Below are 15,140 nucleotides of genomic sequence, written 5' to 3'. Positions count from 1 at the left end.
GGTAGCTATGGAAGAGCCGCGTCGCCTCGGCGGCCGGTACGAACTGGGCCAGGTGCTCGGGCGTGGTGGCATGGCGGAGGTCTACCTCGCGCATGACACCCGCCTCGGCCGCACCGTGGCGGTGAAGACGCTGCGCGCGGATCTCGCGCGTGACCCTTCCTTCCAGGCCCGGTTCCGCCGGGAGGCCCAGTCGGCCGCCTCGCTCAACCATCCCGCGATCGTCGCGGTCTACGACACGGGCGAGGACTACATCGACAACGTGTCGATCCCGTACATCGTCATGGAGTACGTGGACGGCTCGACGCTCCGTGAGCTTCTGCACTCCGGTCGCAAGCTGCTGCCGGAGCGGACGCTGGAGATGACCATCGGCATCCTCCAGGCCCTTGAGTACTCGCACAGAGCCGGCATCGTCCACCGCGACATCAAGCCGGCCAACGTCATGCTGACGCGCAACGGCCAGGTCAAGGTCATGGACTTCGGCATCGCCCGCGCCATGGGCGACTCCGGCATGACGATGACCCAGACCTCGGCCGTCATCGGCACCGCCCAGTACCTCTCTCCGGAGCAGGCGAAGGGCGAGCAGGTCGACGCGAGGTCGGACCTCTACTCGACCGGCTGTCTGCTCTACGAGCTGCTGACGGTCCGTCCGCCGTTCGTGGGCGACTCCCCGGTCGCCGTCGCGTACCAGCACGTACGGGAAGAGCCCCAGTCCCCGTCGGTCTTCGATCCCGAGATCACGCCCGAGATGGACGCGATCGTGCTGAAGGCCCTCGTCAAGGACCCCGACTACCGGTACCAGTCGGCCGACGAGATGCGCGCCGACATCGAGGCCTGCCTCGACGGCCAGCCGGTCGCCGCCACGGCCGCGATGGGCTCGGTGGGCTACGGCGGCTACCCAGACGACCAGCCGACGACGGCCCTGCGCGCGGACTCCGGCGCGGGCGCCACGTCCATGCTGCCCCCCGTGGGCCCGGACGACGGCGGCTACGGCTACGACGACCGCCCCGACCGGCGCCGCGGGCAGCAGCGCAAGTCCAGCACCTCCACGATCCTGCTGGTGGCGGCGGGCATCCTGGTGCTGGTGGGCGCGATCCTGATCGGACGGTGGGCGTTCAGTGGCAACGGGGTCGGCAACGACGCGGTTCCCACTCCGAACTTCGTCGGCGAAACGCTGCCGGACGCGAAGCGGCTGGCGAAGAACAGCGATCTCAAGCTGACCACCACCAACAAGCCCTGCGAGAGCCAGAGCAAGGGCAAGGTCTGCGACCAGGATCCGCAGGCCGGGACGAGCGTCAAGAAGAACGACACCATCTCCCTGACCGTGTCGACCGGGGCGCCGAAGGTGGCCGTGCCGAGTGTCGTCGGCGACATCATCGACGACGCCAGGGCGACGCTGGAGGGCGACAAGTACAAGTTCGTGGTCGAGACGAAGCCGAAGGAGTCCTCAGAGGACCCCGGCACCGTCCTCGAGCAGGACCCGGCCCTGGGCGAGGAGGTGGAGAAGGGATCCAAGATCACCCTCACCATCGCCAAGGCGGAGGAGAAGTCCACCGTCCCGGACGTCCTCGGCCAGAGCTGTGACCAGGCCAAGGCGCAGATGACCGCCAACAACCTGGTGGGCAACTGCACCGAGGTCGACACCCAGGACGACAACCAGGTCGGCAAGGTCATCCAGACCACGCCGCAGGCCGGCTCCTCCGTCGACAAGAACTCGTCGGTGAACATCCAGATCGGCAAGAAGGAAAAGCAGAAGGCGCGCGTGCCTCAGGTCGTCGGCCAGACGGTCGGCCAGGCCAAGCAGGCCCTGGCCGCGGCCGGCTTCACGAACATCCAGTTCGCGGGCGGCAGCGACCAGAGCGACACCGCCCTCGTCACCGGCCAGGACCCGCAGGGCAACCAGGAGGTCGACGACCCCGCGGGCACGACGATCACTCTGCAGACCGTCGGCGTCGGAGGCGGCAACAACAACGGCGGCAACGGCAACGGCGGCATCTTCGGCGGCCTCGACGGCCGCACCGAGGACGACTGACCGCGCCGCGTACGGAAGGCGCCCCAGCACCCTCGGTGCTGGGGCGCCTTCGTATCTGCTGGGTTATGATCACGCCATGATCGTGTCTTGAACACGACATGACCACATGGGGGTAATCATCAAGAAGCGAATCGTGGCAGCCCTGGGGGCTGCCTGCGCCCTGACCTTCCTCGCCTCGGGGACGGCGAACGCCGGGACCAACAGCGGCTTCGTCGAGACGACGGACTGGGACCCGGGCGGCAGGGGCGCTTTCGGTCATGACGGGGACTGCCTGACCGTCTACGACGACCAGAGCGATGGCTACGCCGTCGAGATCCACCTCTTCAGGATGAGCGACTACAAGACGATCGCCCAGCTGAAGACGAAGCAGCCCGCCCTGACGCACGAGTACCAGTGCTTCGGGAGCCAGGTGCCCGAGAACATCAAGGTCGGCGTGCGCGTCTCGCTCATCAAGAGCGGCGACAAGTTCAGCGGCTTCAAGTACAACCTCACCACCTGAGCCACGGTGGAATGACGAGCAGGTGAAGGGGGCTTGCCCGCAGGTCATGCGGGCAGGCCCCCTTCGGCTTTGTCCTGAGAAGAACCCAAGGCCTTCGTCGAAGCCCTGACCCACCTGACCCGCCACGCCCTCGGCCCGGGCCACCGTCCGCGAGCCACTGAACCGCGCCCAGGAATCCCTGATCGCTTGGGTCTCCCAGAGGCTCGCGACCCTTGGCTCACCCGAGCCGCGAGAACACTGCCGCGTCCTGTTCGACGACCTCGACGGCATGATGTTCCATCAGTTAGTCCTGTCTCAGCAGCACTTCGACCCGGAGCCCGGGATCCGCCCTGGGCGCGCCGCTTCAGCGTTAGGGCGTTTCAGGCCTGCCTCGCAGACTCGTACGCCCATCGATCGTGTCTTCACATTTCATGACTCGTTCACCGGGTGGGGTGAGGCATCGGAACTCCACCCCGGCCATACGAGCCGAAGGGCAAGACGTGATCAACGAAACCGCGCTGCTGGAATCGCCGACTCTGCGCTGCAGCGTGCTCGACCGCACGGACGTACTCGACAGAGTCAAGACACTGACGCTGCTGCCGGACGGGATGCATGTGACGACGGCGATGGTGGCGACGTACTTCAACGTCACGGTCGAGACCATCCGTGCCCTCGTGCACGATCACCGTGCCGAGCTCGAGGCGAGCGGGTACCGAGTTCTGACAGGCACAGAACTGAGTTACTTGAAGCAACTCAGTGGAATCCAGTCCCGCACCCGGTCCCTCGCCCTCTTCTCCCGACGCGCCGTCCTCAACGTCGCCATGCTGCTCCGTGACAGCGAAGTCGCACGTCACGTGCGTGTCTATCTCCTCGACATGGAGTACCAGGCACGCACACAGCCTGTGGAAAACCCTGTCCCGGCCGACGTCGTATCCCTCGACGACAGGATCGACCAGCGCATCACCCACATCCTGGGCAAGACCGTCGTCCCCATGTTCAACGCCCTGATCGAAACGTCGGGCGAGCACCAGCGAGAGCTCATCGCCCTACGGGCAGGCGTCCAGCGCATCGAAAAGCGGCTCCGACAGCACAACGCCCGGCTGCAGCGGCTGGAAGGCCCACGCGAAGGCCGTCCCCTCGCCGGAGTCATGGCCTCCATGGACGCCATGAACGGCCGCGAGTTCGAAGAACGCGTCGCCGAGCTGCTGCGCCGCGACGGCTGCACCAACGTCGTCGTTCAAGGCGGCGGAAGGGACCGAGGCATCGACATCACCGCACTCACGGCCGACGGGCGGCGCATCGTCGTCCAGTGCAAGAGATTCGCGCCGCACCTCTCCATCACCAGCCCCGACGTCCAGAAGTTCGTCGGGGCCGCCAAGGTCCTGCACCAATCCGAGGTGGCCCTGTTCGTGGCGACCTGCCCCTTCACCCGCGACGCCCTGAACATCGCAGCCGAGAGCGGCATCACCGCCGTACACCGCGGGCTGTTGGAGGAGTGGAGCGCCGGGGCGCCACTGACCGTCCTGGAGTGAAACCGGACCACGGCAAAAGGCCCGAAGCCGCAAAAGATGGTTGCGGCTTCGGGCCTCCGTCATGCTAGCGGCCGGCCTCCCCCAAGGAGGACGATCAGCGCAGTTCCTCCGGCGGAGTCCGCTCGCTGTCCACCTTCTCGACCCGCTCCAGCTCACCCCACACGATGTAGCGGTACGTGCTCGTGTACACAGGCGTGCAGGTCGTCAGGGTGATGTAGTGGCCCGGCTTCTTCTTCCCCGATTCCTTCGGGACCTTGGACAGGACCTTGACGTTGTACTTCGAGGTCTCGGGAAGGATGTCGTAGACCTTGTAGACGTACCACTTGTCCTTCGTCTCGAAGACGATCGGGTCGCCCTTCTTGATCTTGTCGATGTTGTGGAACCGGGCGCCGTGGCCGTCGCGATGGGCCGCGAGGGAGAAGTTGCCGTTCTTGCCCGACATCGGCAGGGCCGCCTTGACCGGGTCGGTGTAGTAGCCGGCGACACCGTCGTTGAGGATCTTGTTCGACGTGCCCTTCTCGACCAGGACCTCGCCGTTCTTCATCGCGGGCACATGCAGGAAGCCGATGCCGTTCTTGGTGTCCAGCACACCGGGACCGCCCCGCCCGTGAGCCCAGTCGTCACGGACCTTGTCGGCCTGCTTGCCGGCCGCACGGTCGGCGACGACGTTCGTCCACCACAGCGAGTAGACGACGAACAGCCCGAGGACCAGGCCCGCGGTGATGAGGAGTTCCCCGAAGACACTGACCGCTATGGCGATCGGGCCGGGCCGACGGCGTGCCGCCGCCGGCCGGGACGCGGGCGCGCCGATGTGCTCTTCGTGATCCGTGTCGGTGGTCGCTGCCACTGGTCATCTGCCCTTAACTGACGAGCGCATCCGGCTTGCCCTTGCTGCGCGGCCGTTCCTCGACCATCTTGCCCCAGACGATCATCCGGTACTTGCTGGTGAACTCCGGCGTGCACGTGGTCAGCGTGATGTAACGGCCGGGCCCGGTGAAACCCGACCCGGTGGGGACGGGCTTCAGGACGCTCGTGTTGCTCGGCGGGGTCACCGGCAGGATCGACGCCATCTTGTAGACGAAGTACTCGTCCTGCGTCTCCACCACGATCGGATCACCCGGCGTGAGCCTGTTGATGTACCGGAACGGTTCTCCATGCGTGTTGCGATGACCCGCGAGCCCGAAGTTTCCGCTCTTGTCACCCGGCATCGCGGTCTTCAGCGCACCGTCCGCGTAGTGCCCGACCATGCCCCGGTCCAGGACGCCCTTGTTGCTCGTGCCCTCGGCGATCGGCACGACCACGTCCAGCTTCGGGATGTGCAGGATGGCGAAGCCCTGCCCCGGCTCGAAGGCCCCCGGCTTGCGCTTGCCGCTCGCCCAGTCGTCCTGGAGGCTGCTGGCCTCGCTGCCCGCCTGCGCGTGCGCCCGGACGTTCGTCCACCACAGCTGGTAGGTGACGAACAGGAGCATCAGCACGCCGGTCGTGATGAACACCTCACCGATCGCCCGGCTGGCGACGACCGCCGCGCCCGGCTTGCGCGCCTTCGCCTGCCGCCGCGCCTCCACCCGTGACAGCGGCGCCCGCCGACCCTCCTGAGCCGACTCCTCCTGAGCCGGTCGGGCGTCCGGAGCACCGCCATGGCGCCCGTGACGGCGCTTGGCGGCCTTTCTGCGGGCCGCCCGGCCGCCATGGGCCGGTCCGGCCTGCCGGGAGGCGGACGAGCCCGGAGAGCCCGCCACGGAGTCACCGTCCGCGGGCGGCGGATCCGGTATCCGCAGCGCCACCGTCTCCTCGTCGACAGGAGGCAGGTACGGCTCCTCCGGGAGCGGCTCGTACGACGCCGCGTACGGATCCGGCTCCGGCTCTGACATGTACGGCTGCGGCTGCGGACTCAGCTGCGGATTCGGCTGCGGATTCGGCTGCGGTTCCGGCTGCGGTTCCGGCTGCGGGGAAGCGCCGTACGCCCCTGAGCCCGACCAGTCCTCGAACGCACCCCGCGCCCCGTACGACTGCTGCCCGTACGAGGTGTCGGACTCGCGCTCGGGGCGCAGCGCCGTCACGCCGAGGCCCTGCCCACCACCGGGGCGAGCCCCGCCGACCTCGCCACCGCGCCCTGGTCGCCGCACTCCACCAGCCAGTTGGCCAGCATCCGGTGCCCGTGCTCGGTCAGCACCGACTCCGGGTGGAACTGCACACCCTCGACCGGCAGTTCCCGGTGCCTCAGGCCCATCACTATGCCGTCGTGCGTCCGGGCCGTGACCTCCAGCTCGGCCGGGACCGTGGCCGGCTCGGCGGCCAGCGAGTGATAGCGCGTCGCCGTGAACGGCGAGGGCAGACCCGCGAAGACACCCCCGCCCGCATGCTCCACCAGCGAGGTCTTACCGTGCAGCAGCTCGGGCGCACGGTCCACGACCCCGCCGTACGCCACCTGCATCGACTGCATACCGAGGCAGACGCCGAAGACCGGGACACCCGTGGCGGCGCAGTGCCGGACCATGTCCACACAGACGCCCGCCTGCTCCGGAGTACCGGGCCCCGGGGAGAGCAGAACACCGTCGAAGCCGTCCTGGGCATGCGCCGTAGACACCTCGTCGTTGCGCAGGACCTCGCACTCGGCGCCCAGCTGGTACAGGTACTGGACCAGGTTGAAGACGAAGCTGTCGTAGTTGTCGACGACGAGAATGCGCGCGCTCACTGGTTGTCCACCGTCACATCGTTGAAGGGCAGAAGCGGTTCCGCCCACGGGAAGACGAACTGGAAGAGGACATAGACCACGGCCACGACCAGGGCGAGTGAGATCAGCGCCTTCACCCACGTGTTCCCCGGCAGATGCCGCCAGACCCAGCCGTACATGCCGTCCCTTCCGTCGTACCACGGCACCAGACCCACGCCGTACAGCCACCAGACTAACGGCGCAACGCCTCAGGTTTCCCGGCCTCCACAGGCTGGGTGGAGTCCAGGTGCGCCCAGACGATCAGACGATGACTGTGACCCCATTCCGGTTCGCACGTGGTCAGCGTCAGATAACGGCCCGGACCCGTGTACCCGGAAGTACGTGGAACAGGGTCGATCACCTCGATGTCCGAGGGCACTGTTTTGTACGGGCCTTTGTCGATCCGATACGTGAACCATGTCGTGCCGTCGGTCAGCACCACCGCATCGCCGCGCCGCAGCCTGGGAAAGTCCTTGAAGGGGTCGCCGTAGGTGCGGCGATGGCCGGCGACCGCGAAGTTCCCCTTCTGCCCCAGCTGAGCGGTGTCCGCGTAGTGCCCGAGGCCCTTCTTCAGAGTGCCGGTCGCGGTGCCCTCGAGCACCGGCTTGTTCCACGTGAAACCAAGACGCGGGATGTACATGATCGCGAAGGGCCTGCCCTTGGCGTAGGGCGCAGGCCTCGGCGGGCTCGCAGGGGAGCCCTCGGCCGACGGACGAGGCTTCGACCACTCCCGCTGAAGCAGATCGATCTGGTCGTCCATGACATGGTCGGCCTTCACACCGGTCCAGAACAGCACATAGACGACAAACAGCACGATCACGCTGCCGACGGTGATGCACAGTTCGCTGACGGTCCTGACGATCACGCGCACCGGCAGCTCCCCCGGCCTGGCTCCTATTCCACGGGCTTCGCGTGGTGCAGATCCACTGTGCCCGAGTAGCCGGGAAGAGTCACCGGCCCGTTCTCCTCGACTTTCCAGCCGAGCCCGTAGACGTTGACGTAGACCATGTAGTTCTGGATCGCCGGGGCCGCCGCGAGCGACCTCTGCAGCTTGCCCGGGTCACCCACCGCCGTGATCTTGTACGGCGGCGAGTAGACGCGACCCTGCAGGATCAGGGTGTTGCCCACACAGCGCACCGCGCTGGTGGAGATCAGCCGCTGGTCCATGACCTTGATGCCCTTGGCCCCGCCCTGCCACAGCGCGTTCACCACGGCCTGGAGGTCCTGCTGGTGGATCACCAGGAAGTCGGGCTGCGGCTCGGGATAGCCGGGCAGCTTGGCGGTGGCGTCCGGCGGGGCGTCATTGAGGGTGACCGTCAGCGAATCGCCCTTGAGCTTCTGGGTGCCCGCGCGCTCCTCCAGGGCGGCGAGCTTGTCGTCCTCCGCCTTGGTGCTGCCGTCGTCGCGCTCGGCGAGCGCCTCTATGTCCTGGCGCAGGGTTCCGTTGGTCTCGTCCAGCTCGCCGTTCTCACGGCTGCGCTCATGGATGAGGTCGGACAGCTTCAGCAGGGAACTGTCCGTACGGATATTGGTGCCCTTGGCGGTGTTGAAGCTGGTGAAGAAGATCAGACCCGCGAGAGCGAAGACGGCCGCCGTGAGGATTCGCACGGGCCGGAAGCGGCGCGCGCGCTCAGGGGTGGATCCCGTCCCGGGGGAGTCGGCAGAATTGCTCAACGTACCCTTATCTCCTTCGGCGCCACGGAAGCACTACGCTAACGGACGACCGGGGGAGCACTCAGAGTCCCCTCACGCTGCCCCGAGCCAGACCCAGTTCCCTGCGCGGCCACGCAGCGCATCGACAGGAGAGACCCTCGTGCCGAAGTCACGTATCCGCAAGAAGGCCGACTACACGCCGCCGCCGGCGAAGCAGGCGACCGCCATCAAGCTGACCAACCGGTCCTGGGTCGCGCCCGTCATGCTGGCCATGTTCCTCATCGGTCTGGCCTGGATCGTCGTCTTCTACGTCACCGACGGCTCGCTGCCCATCGACACGCTGGGCAACTGGAACATCGTGGTGGGCTTCGGCTTCATCGCCGCCGGATTCGGTGTCTCCACCCAGTGGAAGTAGCGGTCACCGGACGGTGAACGCACCTCTGCCCAGGGCTGTTCGCTGAGTTATCCACAGCAGTTATCCACAGGTGGAAAAGAAAGACGATCTGTGGATAACTCGTTGAGTGTTGACGCCGGTACGACGGAAGTACCGCAGCTCGAAAACCTGTTCGCCCCCTGCCTGACCTGCGGAAACGCAGGTCGGTGACAGGGGGCACATGTGTTCCCGCACCGTGTGCACAAGATTGGCCACCCGCTGTGGACAACATCACGCTCAGCTGAGCTGGGCCGTCCTCAGGAGGGTCAGCAGGACGACCACGCCGAGGACCAGTGCGCAGGTGCCGTACTGGACCAGTGCGCGGCGCGCGCGGGGGGCGTGGACCATGGCGTATCCGACGACGACACCGGCGACGAGGCCGCCGATGTGGGCCTGCCAGGAGATGTTGAATCCTGGGGCGAAGGTGAAGATCAGGTTGATCACGAGCAGCGCGATGATCGGCCGCATGTCGTAGTTGAGCCGGCGCATCAGCACGGCCGTGGCGCCGAAGAGGCCGAAGATCGCGCCGGAGGCGCCGAGCGTGGCCGTGTTCGGGGAGGCCAGCAGATAGGCCAGGGCACTGCCCGCGAGGCCCGAGACGAGGTAGAGCGCGAGGTAGCGGAGACGGCCGAGGGCCGCTTCGAGCGGGCCGCCGAGCCACCACAGGCTGAGCATGTTGAACGCGATGTGCCAGGGCTCCTGGTGCGTGAACATCGAGGTCACCATGCGGTACCACTCGCCTCCCGCCACGCCCTGGGTGGGTGTGAAGGGTGCCGGCGGCCAGGCGCCGAGCAGGACGATGTCGGTGAGGATCGACTCGCGGACCTGGACGGCGATGAACACCGCCAGGTTGATACCGATGAGGATCTTGGTCAGCAGGCGGGGGTCGGAGGCGATCGCGCCGCCCGCGAGCGTCCGGGGCATGGCGGCGGTGGGCGCGTGACCTGTGCCGGAGCCGGTGCGGACGCACTCGGGGCAGTGGAATCCGACGGAGGCGTTGACCATGCAGTCGGGGCAGATCGGGCGCTCGCAGCGGGTGCAGCGGATGCCGGTCTCGCGGTCCGGGTGGCGGTAGCACATGGGGACGCTGTGGGCGTCCTGCGGGCTGCCCGCGGCCTGGTCGTCCATGAGATCCCCTATGTCGTGGAAGCCGTGGGTCTGTGGTGGAAGCCGTGGGTCGTGAAGGCCGTGGTGGGAAAAGCCCCGCCCCGCCCATCCTTACGGACGAGCGGGGCGATTGGTTCCCCTGTGGGGGCCTTCGTGCTCAGCGGGTCTCGATGACGACCGACTCGATGATCACGTCGTTGACCGGGCGGTCGGTGCGCGGGTTCGTCTGGATCGTGGCGATGGTGTCCACGACCTTCTGGCTCGCCGCGTCGGTGACCTCGCCGAAGATGGTGTGCTTGCGGTTCAGCCACGCCGTCGGGGAGACGGTGACGAAGAACTGCGAGCCGTTGGTGCCCGGGCCGGCGTTGGCCATCGCCAGCAGGTAGGGCTTGTCGAAGCGCAGGTCCGGGTGGAACTCGTCCTCGAACTGGTAGCCGGGACCGCCGGTGCCGTTGCCCAGCGGGTCACCGCCCTGGATCATGAAGCCACTGATCACCCGGTGGAAGACCGTACCGTCGTAGAGCCTGTCCGTGGACTTCTTCCCGGTCTCGGGGTGAGTCCACTCCCGCTCACCCTGGGCGAGCTCGACGAAGTTCTTGACCGTCTTGGGGGCGTGGTTCGGCAGAAGCCGGACTTCGATGTCGCCGTGGTTGGTCTTCAGGGTGGCGTAGAGCTGCTCAGCCACGATCCTGCCTTCCGTTGTCTTTCCGTGACTCCCTGATCCTCGCATGGACGGCGCTCCACGTCGCCTGACCTCCGTTCGCCGGGGGAAACAGGGCCGATCGGTTGCGGAAAACCGGTCGAGTAGTCCCGGGGCGGGGGCGCGCGGCGGCGATCCGTGGCATTGTCGACGACAAGCTCCTGTTGCCCCCGATTCATCCGCTATTGCACGTGATCGGCGTTCGACCTGAGATGGCCCTGGGCCGTTTCCCGTGACCCGGATGCCCGTCCGCGCATGCCTGGCGGCGCACCCGGAGGCATGATCCGTAAAAGGGTGGAAAGTCGAAATACCGTACGCCACCGAGGAGGAGGAACCCGTGACCCGCATCGACAGCGTGCGCGCCGCGACCGGTTCGGCGAAGGACAGCGTGCTGCACGCCGCGGAAGTGGTGGCGCCCTACGCCGACACGGCCAAGGACAGGGCAACGCACTACGCACACGAGGCACGCGTACGGCTGGCGCCCAAGGTGACCCAGGCCGCCGGACAGGCACGTGTTCAGTACGGCGCCCATGTGCAGCCGTATCTGGAGCAGGCCCGTACGCATGTGCCGCCGAAGGTCGACCAGGCCGCCCAGGAAGCCGCCGTCCGCACGCGCAAGGCCGCAAGGCAGGCGGCGGACTACTCCCGGCCGAGGCTTGAGCAGGCGATGGCCGCGGCCGGGCCCGTCACGACGGAGGCCGCGGCCCGGAGTGTGGCCGCGATGGCCGCGCTGCGCGGTCAGGTCTCGTCGAAGGAGATCCAGAAGCTGGTGCGCAAGCAGGAGCGGCGGGCGAGGGCCGGCCGTGCCGTGAAGACGCTGGCGATTCTGGGTGCCCTCGCCGGTGGTGCCTTCGCCGCCTGGAAGTGGTGGGACAAGCAGGCGAATCCGGACTGGCTGGTGGAGCCGCCCGCCGCGACGGAGGTTCCCGAGTCGGGCCGGCTGTCTTCCGTGGACGGCAGCGGCAAGTCGGTCCTGGACCCGGAGGTCCAGGCCAAGCAGGCCGAGGAAGAGGCCGCTCAGCGCGACGACCGTTCCTGACGGTCGCCGGGGCGACTGCACGGCGGGGCGGGAGACTCGGGTCCGGCTTTGAGAGCCGACCGTGAGGGTCTCCCGCCCCGCCGTGCTGTTTCACGTGAAACAGGCTTCTGCTCAGACCTTGCGTACCTTCCACACCACTTCCGCCGGCCACTTCTCCGCCCAGTTACGGTCGAGTGCTTCCTTGAAGTAGGTGGCGCCGCCGGCGGGGGCGATGGGTTCCACCAGTCGTTCGATGGAGAATCCGCAGTCCCGGAACATGTCGATCCACTGGGCGTGGGTGGAGTGGAAGACGACCACGTCGCCGCCGTACTGCATCCGGGCGTCGCCGTAGGGGTTCGCGAGGCGCTCGCCGACGGTGCCGCTCTGGTTGTCGAAGCACATCTGCAGGAGCGGGGAGTAGGTGCACAGGCCGAGGATGCCGCCGGGGCGGAGCACGCGGTGGGCTTCCTGGAGCAGGCGTCTGGGTGGGGAGAAGTCGAACGCGCCGTGGTCGCAGAAGGCCGCGTCGAAGACTCCTGAGCGGAACGGCAGGCGCTCGGCCGCGGCTTGGACGAAGCCGGCGGCTCCTTCGCCGAGGGCGCGTGAGAGCTGGCCTGCGGAGAGTTCGACTCCGTAGGCCTGGTATCCGGCGCGGGCGAAGCCGGTGGTGTCGTGCCCGATGCCGCAGCCGAGGTCGATGATGCGGGAGCCGGCCGGGAGGTCGTCGGTGAAGATCTTGAGGTCGCTCTCGGGCAGGTGCCAGATGCCCCAGGAGGGGTGCCGGTCGGCGTCGAAGTGTTCGGGGTGGGCATCGTGGTAGAGCTCGCTGTTGGAGTCCCAGTACTGCTCGTTGACCTTGAGGTAATTGATCTTTGCCATCGCTTGTCCTCAGTCTGGCGGGGGTTCGCACACCGACAGGTCGGCCCAGCCGGACGGCGGGCTGACGTAGTTCTTCACGCGGAGCCGGGTGGCCGACCTGAGCCGTCCGAACAGGCAGACTTCGCCGGTCGTGTTCAGTAGTTGTTCGGCTTGGGCGCAGTGGGCGAGCCGGTCCTGGAGGTCGTCTGCGGCGAGGGCCCGGTGTACGAGGTCCTTGAACGCGGAGGTGGGTCCGCCGGGGAGCCGGTCCGCTGGGCGGCGGGTGAAGGGGAGCAGGAGGGCAGCCGGGTCGGGCCAGGGCGAGGCCATGAGCACGAGGCGGAAGTCTTCGCGGTGTGTGGTGTGGAGCTCGGTGAGATAGGCCCGGTAGTCGATGGCCTCGGGCCGGAGGGTGAGTCCGGTGTTCTGGCCGATCTGGTCGGCGAGGATGCGGGCCGTCTCCTGGTTCGGTGAGAAGTCCGGGAAGACCAGGCGGGCGGTGGTGCGCCCGGGTGCCGGGAACAGTTCGTGTGCCGGGCGGGCGGGTGTGGTGGGGCGGTGGGGGTCCCACAGGCCGGTGAGGGAGTCGAGTGGGCTGAGGGCGCCGTGCAGTCTGCGGGACAGGTCCTGCCGGTCGAGGGCGGCCGCGACGGCCTGCTTCTGTTCTGCGGCCATGCTGTTCGGCGGGAGGAGGGCGACGGCGATGTCGAGGTCGTCGATCTGGAGGTCCGGGTAGTCGGCGCGGTGGGCCCATCGGGGCACGGGGAACGTCGTCGGGCAGGTGATGTCGACGGCTTCTCGGTCGTAGAGGCGCTGCCCGTGTTCGGCGCCGGAGGACAGGACGTAGGTGACATCGGGCCAGGGGCCGGTTGCCCGCAGGCGGATTTCGCCGGGTGGGCCGTCGGCCGGGGTGTAGGCGCCGCTGGTGATGGCCGGGTCGCTGTGCCGGGGGCCGAAGACGGGGTTGGCGAGGAGTGCGGGCAGATTGCCGACGGGGTGGCGGGTGGTCAGCAGCAGCCGGTCGGGGTCGAGGGGCTGGATCTGCTCGATGAGCGACACGAGCCAGGCGAAGGGGCCGGCCTGCTTGGCGACTGCGGCGATGTGGCGCGCGATGTCGCGCGCGTGGATCGGCCGGCCGTCGGACCACCCCGCACCGGGCCGCAGGGCGAAGTCCCAGCGTTTCTCGTCGAGGCGGAGCGGGTGGTGCAGCAGGCCTGGCGTCAGGGTGCGGTCGGGGCCTTCCACGAAGAGCGGGCGGGTGAGTTGGCGCGTGATCGTCAGGCCGGTCCAGTCGTCGGCGGCGCCGTAGAGGCCCGACGGAATCAGGTCCGTTTCCACTCGGATCGGCTTGGACATGCCGCTTCCCCTTTGGCGCGATACTGCTGCGTTTTTGGCGCGAACCGTGCCGCTAGGGCGAGGTACAGCCACTCAAAGCCTTGACCACAGCATGCCGAGCGCCCGCTTATTGGGCCTGGGCGATGATATGACCGGTTTCGAAGTCAATGATTTTCCGCGCGTCGTATTCGACGAGCTCGGTGATACCCGCAAGGTGATGAATGATCGCAGCGGCCATCCAGGCACCGATGATGGTGTTGTTGGGGCCGAAGGAGTAGCGCGTGCTCCGGAGATTCCCGGCATCATTCTCCGGCGCGGCGTCGGTGCGCGCGGGAAAGGAGAGCTGCTCGGGGGTGACGGTTGATTTCCCCGGGGCGAAGAGCGGTCCGTAGAAGCCCCGCTGCATGCCCACACCGCCGAATATGGTCGGCACATTCCGACCCCAGGCCGTTGCGGCTACGGCATCGGAGATGCTGCCGATCGGCTGGTCGATGCACACGGCGATGACATCGACGTCCGCATGGGTTTCCAGGACTTCGCCGATTTCTGCGGGCGATCGGACGAACCGGTCGACGAGAGAGATGTCGGCGTCCGGCACACGGTCTCTGATATAGGTGTGGGCCGCGTCCAGTTTGGGTTCGCCCACGGCTGCCACGGGGAAGGTGAACTGGCGGTTCAGGTTGTTCAGCTGGACCTTGTCGGCATCGACGAGGACGAAGCGCCTGACGCCGGCTCCGATGAGGTGCTGAAGGATCACGCTGCCGGTGCCGCCGACGCCCATGACCATGACCTTGGCGCCGCAGATGCGGCGTTGTGCCTCGTCAGGGCGGTGTGAGTGCAGGGCCAGATGCCCCCACTGCCGGGCATGGACGCTGTCGTCGCCCGCGGGCCCCGAGGGTGACTCGATGAGAAGGCCGCGTTTCCATAAGGCTCCGACGAGGCCCGCGCATGCGGAGTCATGGCGCGTCAGCGCTTCGAGGGCTTCGTTGTCGCAGCCGCCTTCGAGGGCTTCCAGCAGCCGGCTGACAGTTCCTTTGCTGTCATCGAGGACGTATTTCTTCTTCTCGCCCTGGAACGTCACCGTGCCGTCGGCCGATTCCAGTTGCCAGGCCGGGTTCAGCCATACACGCATAGCGCGCGAACACATCCTCGAAGCAGGAAGCGGATACCACTCAGGGATGCACGGAGCGGGGGGGGGGGGGGGGGGGGGGGGGGGGGGGGGGGGGGGGGGGAGGGGGGGGGAGGGGGGGGGGGGGGGGTGGGGGGGGAGGGGGGGGGGGACCG

At 67.7% G+C, this 15,140-nt stretch carries 16 protein-coding genes and 1 pseudogene; 6 read left to right on the top strand and 11 right to left on the bottom strand.

Annotation, left to right across the window (positions count from 1 at the left end; translation table 11 throughout):
- Positions 1 to 7: 7 nt before the first annotated feature.
- The 4 genes and pseudogenes from pknB (at position 8) to ACZ58V_RS24070 (ending at position 4,039) form a co-directional block, all read left to right on the top strand.
- A complete protein-coding gene (gene pknB, locus ACZ58V_RS24085) occupies positions 8 to 2,029 on the top strand; it encodes a Stk1 family PASTA domain-containing Ser/Thr kinase (RefSeq protein ID WP_471292125.1) in 2,022 nt (673 codons plus the stop codon).
- 133 nt (positions 2,030 to 2,162) lie between these two features.
- Positions 2,163 to 2,528 (top strand): hypothetical protein, encoded by a 366-nt coding sequence (locus ACZ58V_RS24080; RefSeq protein WP_468198578.1) that lies wholly within the window; start codon positions 2,163 to 2,165, stop codon positions 2,526 to 2,528.
- Positions 2,529 to 2,676: 148 nt separating this feature from the next.
- Positions 2,677 to 2,844, top strand: a pseudogene (locus ACZ58V_RS24075) (TetR/AcrR family transcriptional regulator); the annotation flags it as partial.
- 163 nt (positions 2,845 to 3,007) lie between these two features.
- Positions 3,008 to 4,039 carry a restriction endonuclease gene (locus tag ACZ58V_RS24070; protein WP_471292122.1) on the top strand — a complete coding sequence of 344 codons (1,032 nt, stop codon included), beginning with the start codon at positions 3,008 to 3,010 and terminating at the stop codon, positions 4,037 to 4,039.
- A gap of 94 nt (positions 4,040 to 4,133) precedes the next feature.
- On the opposite strand, the gene ACZ58V_RS24065 is transcribed toward ACZ58V_RS24070, so the two are convergent.
- From ACZ58V_RS24065 to ACZ58V_RS24040, 6 genes are read right to left on the bottom strand one after another with little or no spacing between them, the layout of a single operon-like run.
- Entirely contained in the window at positions 4,134 to 4,886 is a 753-nt protein-coding gene (locus ACZ58V_RS24065) for a class E sortase (protein WP_471292120.1), read from the bottom strand.
- Between the two features lie 13 nt (positions 4,887 to 4,899).
- Entirely contained in the window at positions 4,900 to 6,099 is a 1,200-nt protein-coding gene (locus ACZ58V_RS24060; protein WP_471292118.1) for a class E sortase, read from the bottom strand.
- Positions 6,096 to 6,734: an aminodeoxychorismate/anthranilate synthase component II gene (locus tag ACZ58V_RS24055; protein WP_468198570.1), complete on the bottom strand. Its 639-nt coding sequence runs from the start codon at positions 6,732 to 6,734 to the stop codon at positions 6,096 to 6,098. The genes ACZ58V_RS24060 and ACZ58V_RS24055 overlap by 4 nt, the downstream gene beginning before the upstream one ends.
- A complete protein-coding gene (locus tag ACZ58V_RS24050) occupies positions 6,731 to 6,928 on the bottom strand; it encodes a hypothetical protein (protein ID WP_189727378.1) in 198 nt (65 codons plus the stop codon). Before ACZ58V_RS24050 ends, ACZ58V_RS24055 begins: the two co-directional genes overlap by 4 nt.
- A 17-nt stretch (positions 6,929 to 6,945) precedes the next feature.
- Positions 6,946 to 7,623 carry a class E sortase gene (locus tag ACZ58V_RS24045; protein ID WP_468198568.1) on the bottom strand — a complete coding sequence of 226 codons (678 nt, stop codon included), beginning with the start codon at positions 7,621 to 7,623 and terminating at the stop codon, positions 6,946 to 6,948.
- A 23-nt stretch (positions 7,624 to 7,646) separates the two neighbouring features.
- Positions 7,647 to 8,426 carry a DUF881 domain-containing protein gene (locus ACZ58V_RS24040; protein WP_471292116.1) on the bottom strand — a complete coding sequence of 260 codons (780 nt, stop codon included), beginning with the start codon at positions 8,424 to 8,426 and terminating at the stop codon, positions 7,647 to 7,649.
- A 139-nt stretch (positions 8,427 to 8,565) separates the two neighbouring features.
- On the opposite strand from ACZ58V_RS24040, the gene crgA reads away from it, so the two are divergent.
- Positions 8,566 to 8,820, top strand: a complete 255-nt coding sequence (gene crgA, locus ACZ58V_RS24035; RefSeq protein WP_189727162.1) for a cell division protein CrgA — start codon at positions 8,566 to 8,568, stop codon at positions 8,818 to 8,820.
- A gap of 255 nt (positions 8,821 to 9,075) precedes the next feature.
- On the opposite strand, the gene ACZ58V_RS24030 is transcribed toward crgA, so the two are convergent.
- Together ACZ58V_RS24030 and ACZ58V_RS24025 are read right to left on the bottom strand one after the other, a co-directional pair.
- Entirely contained in the window at positions 9,076 to 9,966 is an 891-nt protein-coding gene (locus ACZ58V_RS24030; protein WP_468198565.1) for a rhomboid family intramembrane serine protease, read from the bottom strand.
- A 136-nt stretch (positions 9,967 to 10,102) separates the two neighbouring features.
- A complete protein-coding gene (locus ACZ58V_RS24025; RefSeq protein WP_382839091.1) occupies positions 10,103 to 10,630 on the bottom strand; it encodes a peptidylprolyl isomerase in 528 nt (175 codons plus the stop codon).
- Between the two features lie 352 nt (positions 10,631 to 10,982).
- Here ACZ58V_RS24025 and ACZ58V_RS24020 point away from each other — a divergent pair, with 352 nt between their 5' ends.
- Complete coding sequence (locus tag ACZ58V_RS24020; RefSeq protein ID WP_359891225.1) at positions 10,983 to 11,684, top strand: DUF5324 family protein; 702 nt, start codon at positions 10,983 to 10,985, stop codon at positions 11,682 to 11,684.
- Between the two features lie 111 nt (positions 11,685 to 11,795).
- Here ACZ58V_RS24020 and ACZ58V_RS24015 read toward each other — a convergent pair whose 3' ends face one another.
- The 3 genes from ACZ58V_RS24015 to ACZ58V_RS24005 all read right to left on the bottom strand — a co-directional run bounded on the left by ACZ58V_RS24015 (position 11,796) and on the right by ACZ58V_RS24005 (position 14,988).
- Positions 11,796 to 12,542 (bottom strand): class I SAM-dependent methyltransferase, encoded by a 747-nt coding sequence (locus tag ACZ58V_RS24015; protein ID WP_471292113.1) that lies wholly within the window; start codon positions 12,540 to 12,542, stop codon positions 11,796 to 11,798.
- A gap of 9 nt (positions 12,543 to 12,551) precedes the next feature.
- The gene (locus ACZ58V_RS24010) at positions 12,552 to 13,877 is read right to left on the bottom strand and encodes an ABC transporter substrate-binding protein (RefSeq protein WP_471292111.1); all 1,326 of its coding nucleotides are present in this window, start codon (positions 13,875 to 13,877) and stop codon (positions 12,552 to 12,554) included.
- Positions 13,878 to 13,983: 106 nt separating this feature from the next.
- Positions 13,984 to 14,988: a HesA/MoeB/ThiF family protein gene (locus ACZ58V_RS24005; protein WP_468198558.1), complete on the bottom strand. Its 1,005-nt coding sequence runs from the start codon at positions 14,986 to 14,988 to the stop codon at positions 13,984 to 13,986.
- Positions 14,989 to 15,140: the final 152 nt, after the last annotated feature.

The sequence above is a fragment of the Streptomyces sp. NPDC040589 genome (genome assembly GCF_055594445.1).
This window is presented reverse-complemented; position numbering and strand designations above follow the sequence as displayed.

Excerpts from the sequence above, each read along its gene's own strand:
- ACZ58V_RS24015 (WP_471292113.1), bottom strand. The coding sequence starts at position 12,542 with ATGGCAAAGATCAATTACCTCAAGGTCAACGAGCAGTACTGGGACTCC.
- ACZ58V_RS24005 (WP_468198558.1), bottom strand. The coding sequence starts at position 14,988 with ATGCGTGTATGGCTGAACCCGGCCTGGCAACTGGAATCGGCCGACGGC.
- pknB (WP_471292125.1), top strand. The coding sequence starts at position 8 with ATGGAAGAGCCGCGTCGCCTCGGCGGCCGGTACGAACTGGGCCAGGTG.
- ACZ58V_RS24010 (WP_471292111.1), bottom strand. The coding sequence starts at position 13,877 with ATGTCCAAGCCGATCCGAGTGGAAACGGACCTGATTCCGTCGGGCCTC.
- ACZ58V_RS24030 (WP_468198565.1), bottom strand. The coding sequence starts at position 9,966 with ATGGACGACCAGGCCGCGGGCAGCCCGCAGGACGCCCACAGCGTCCCC.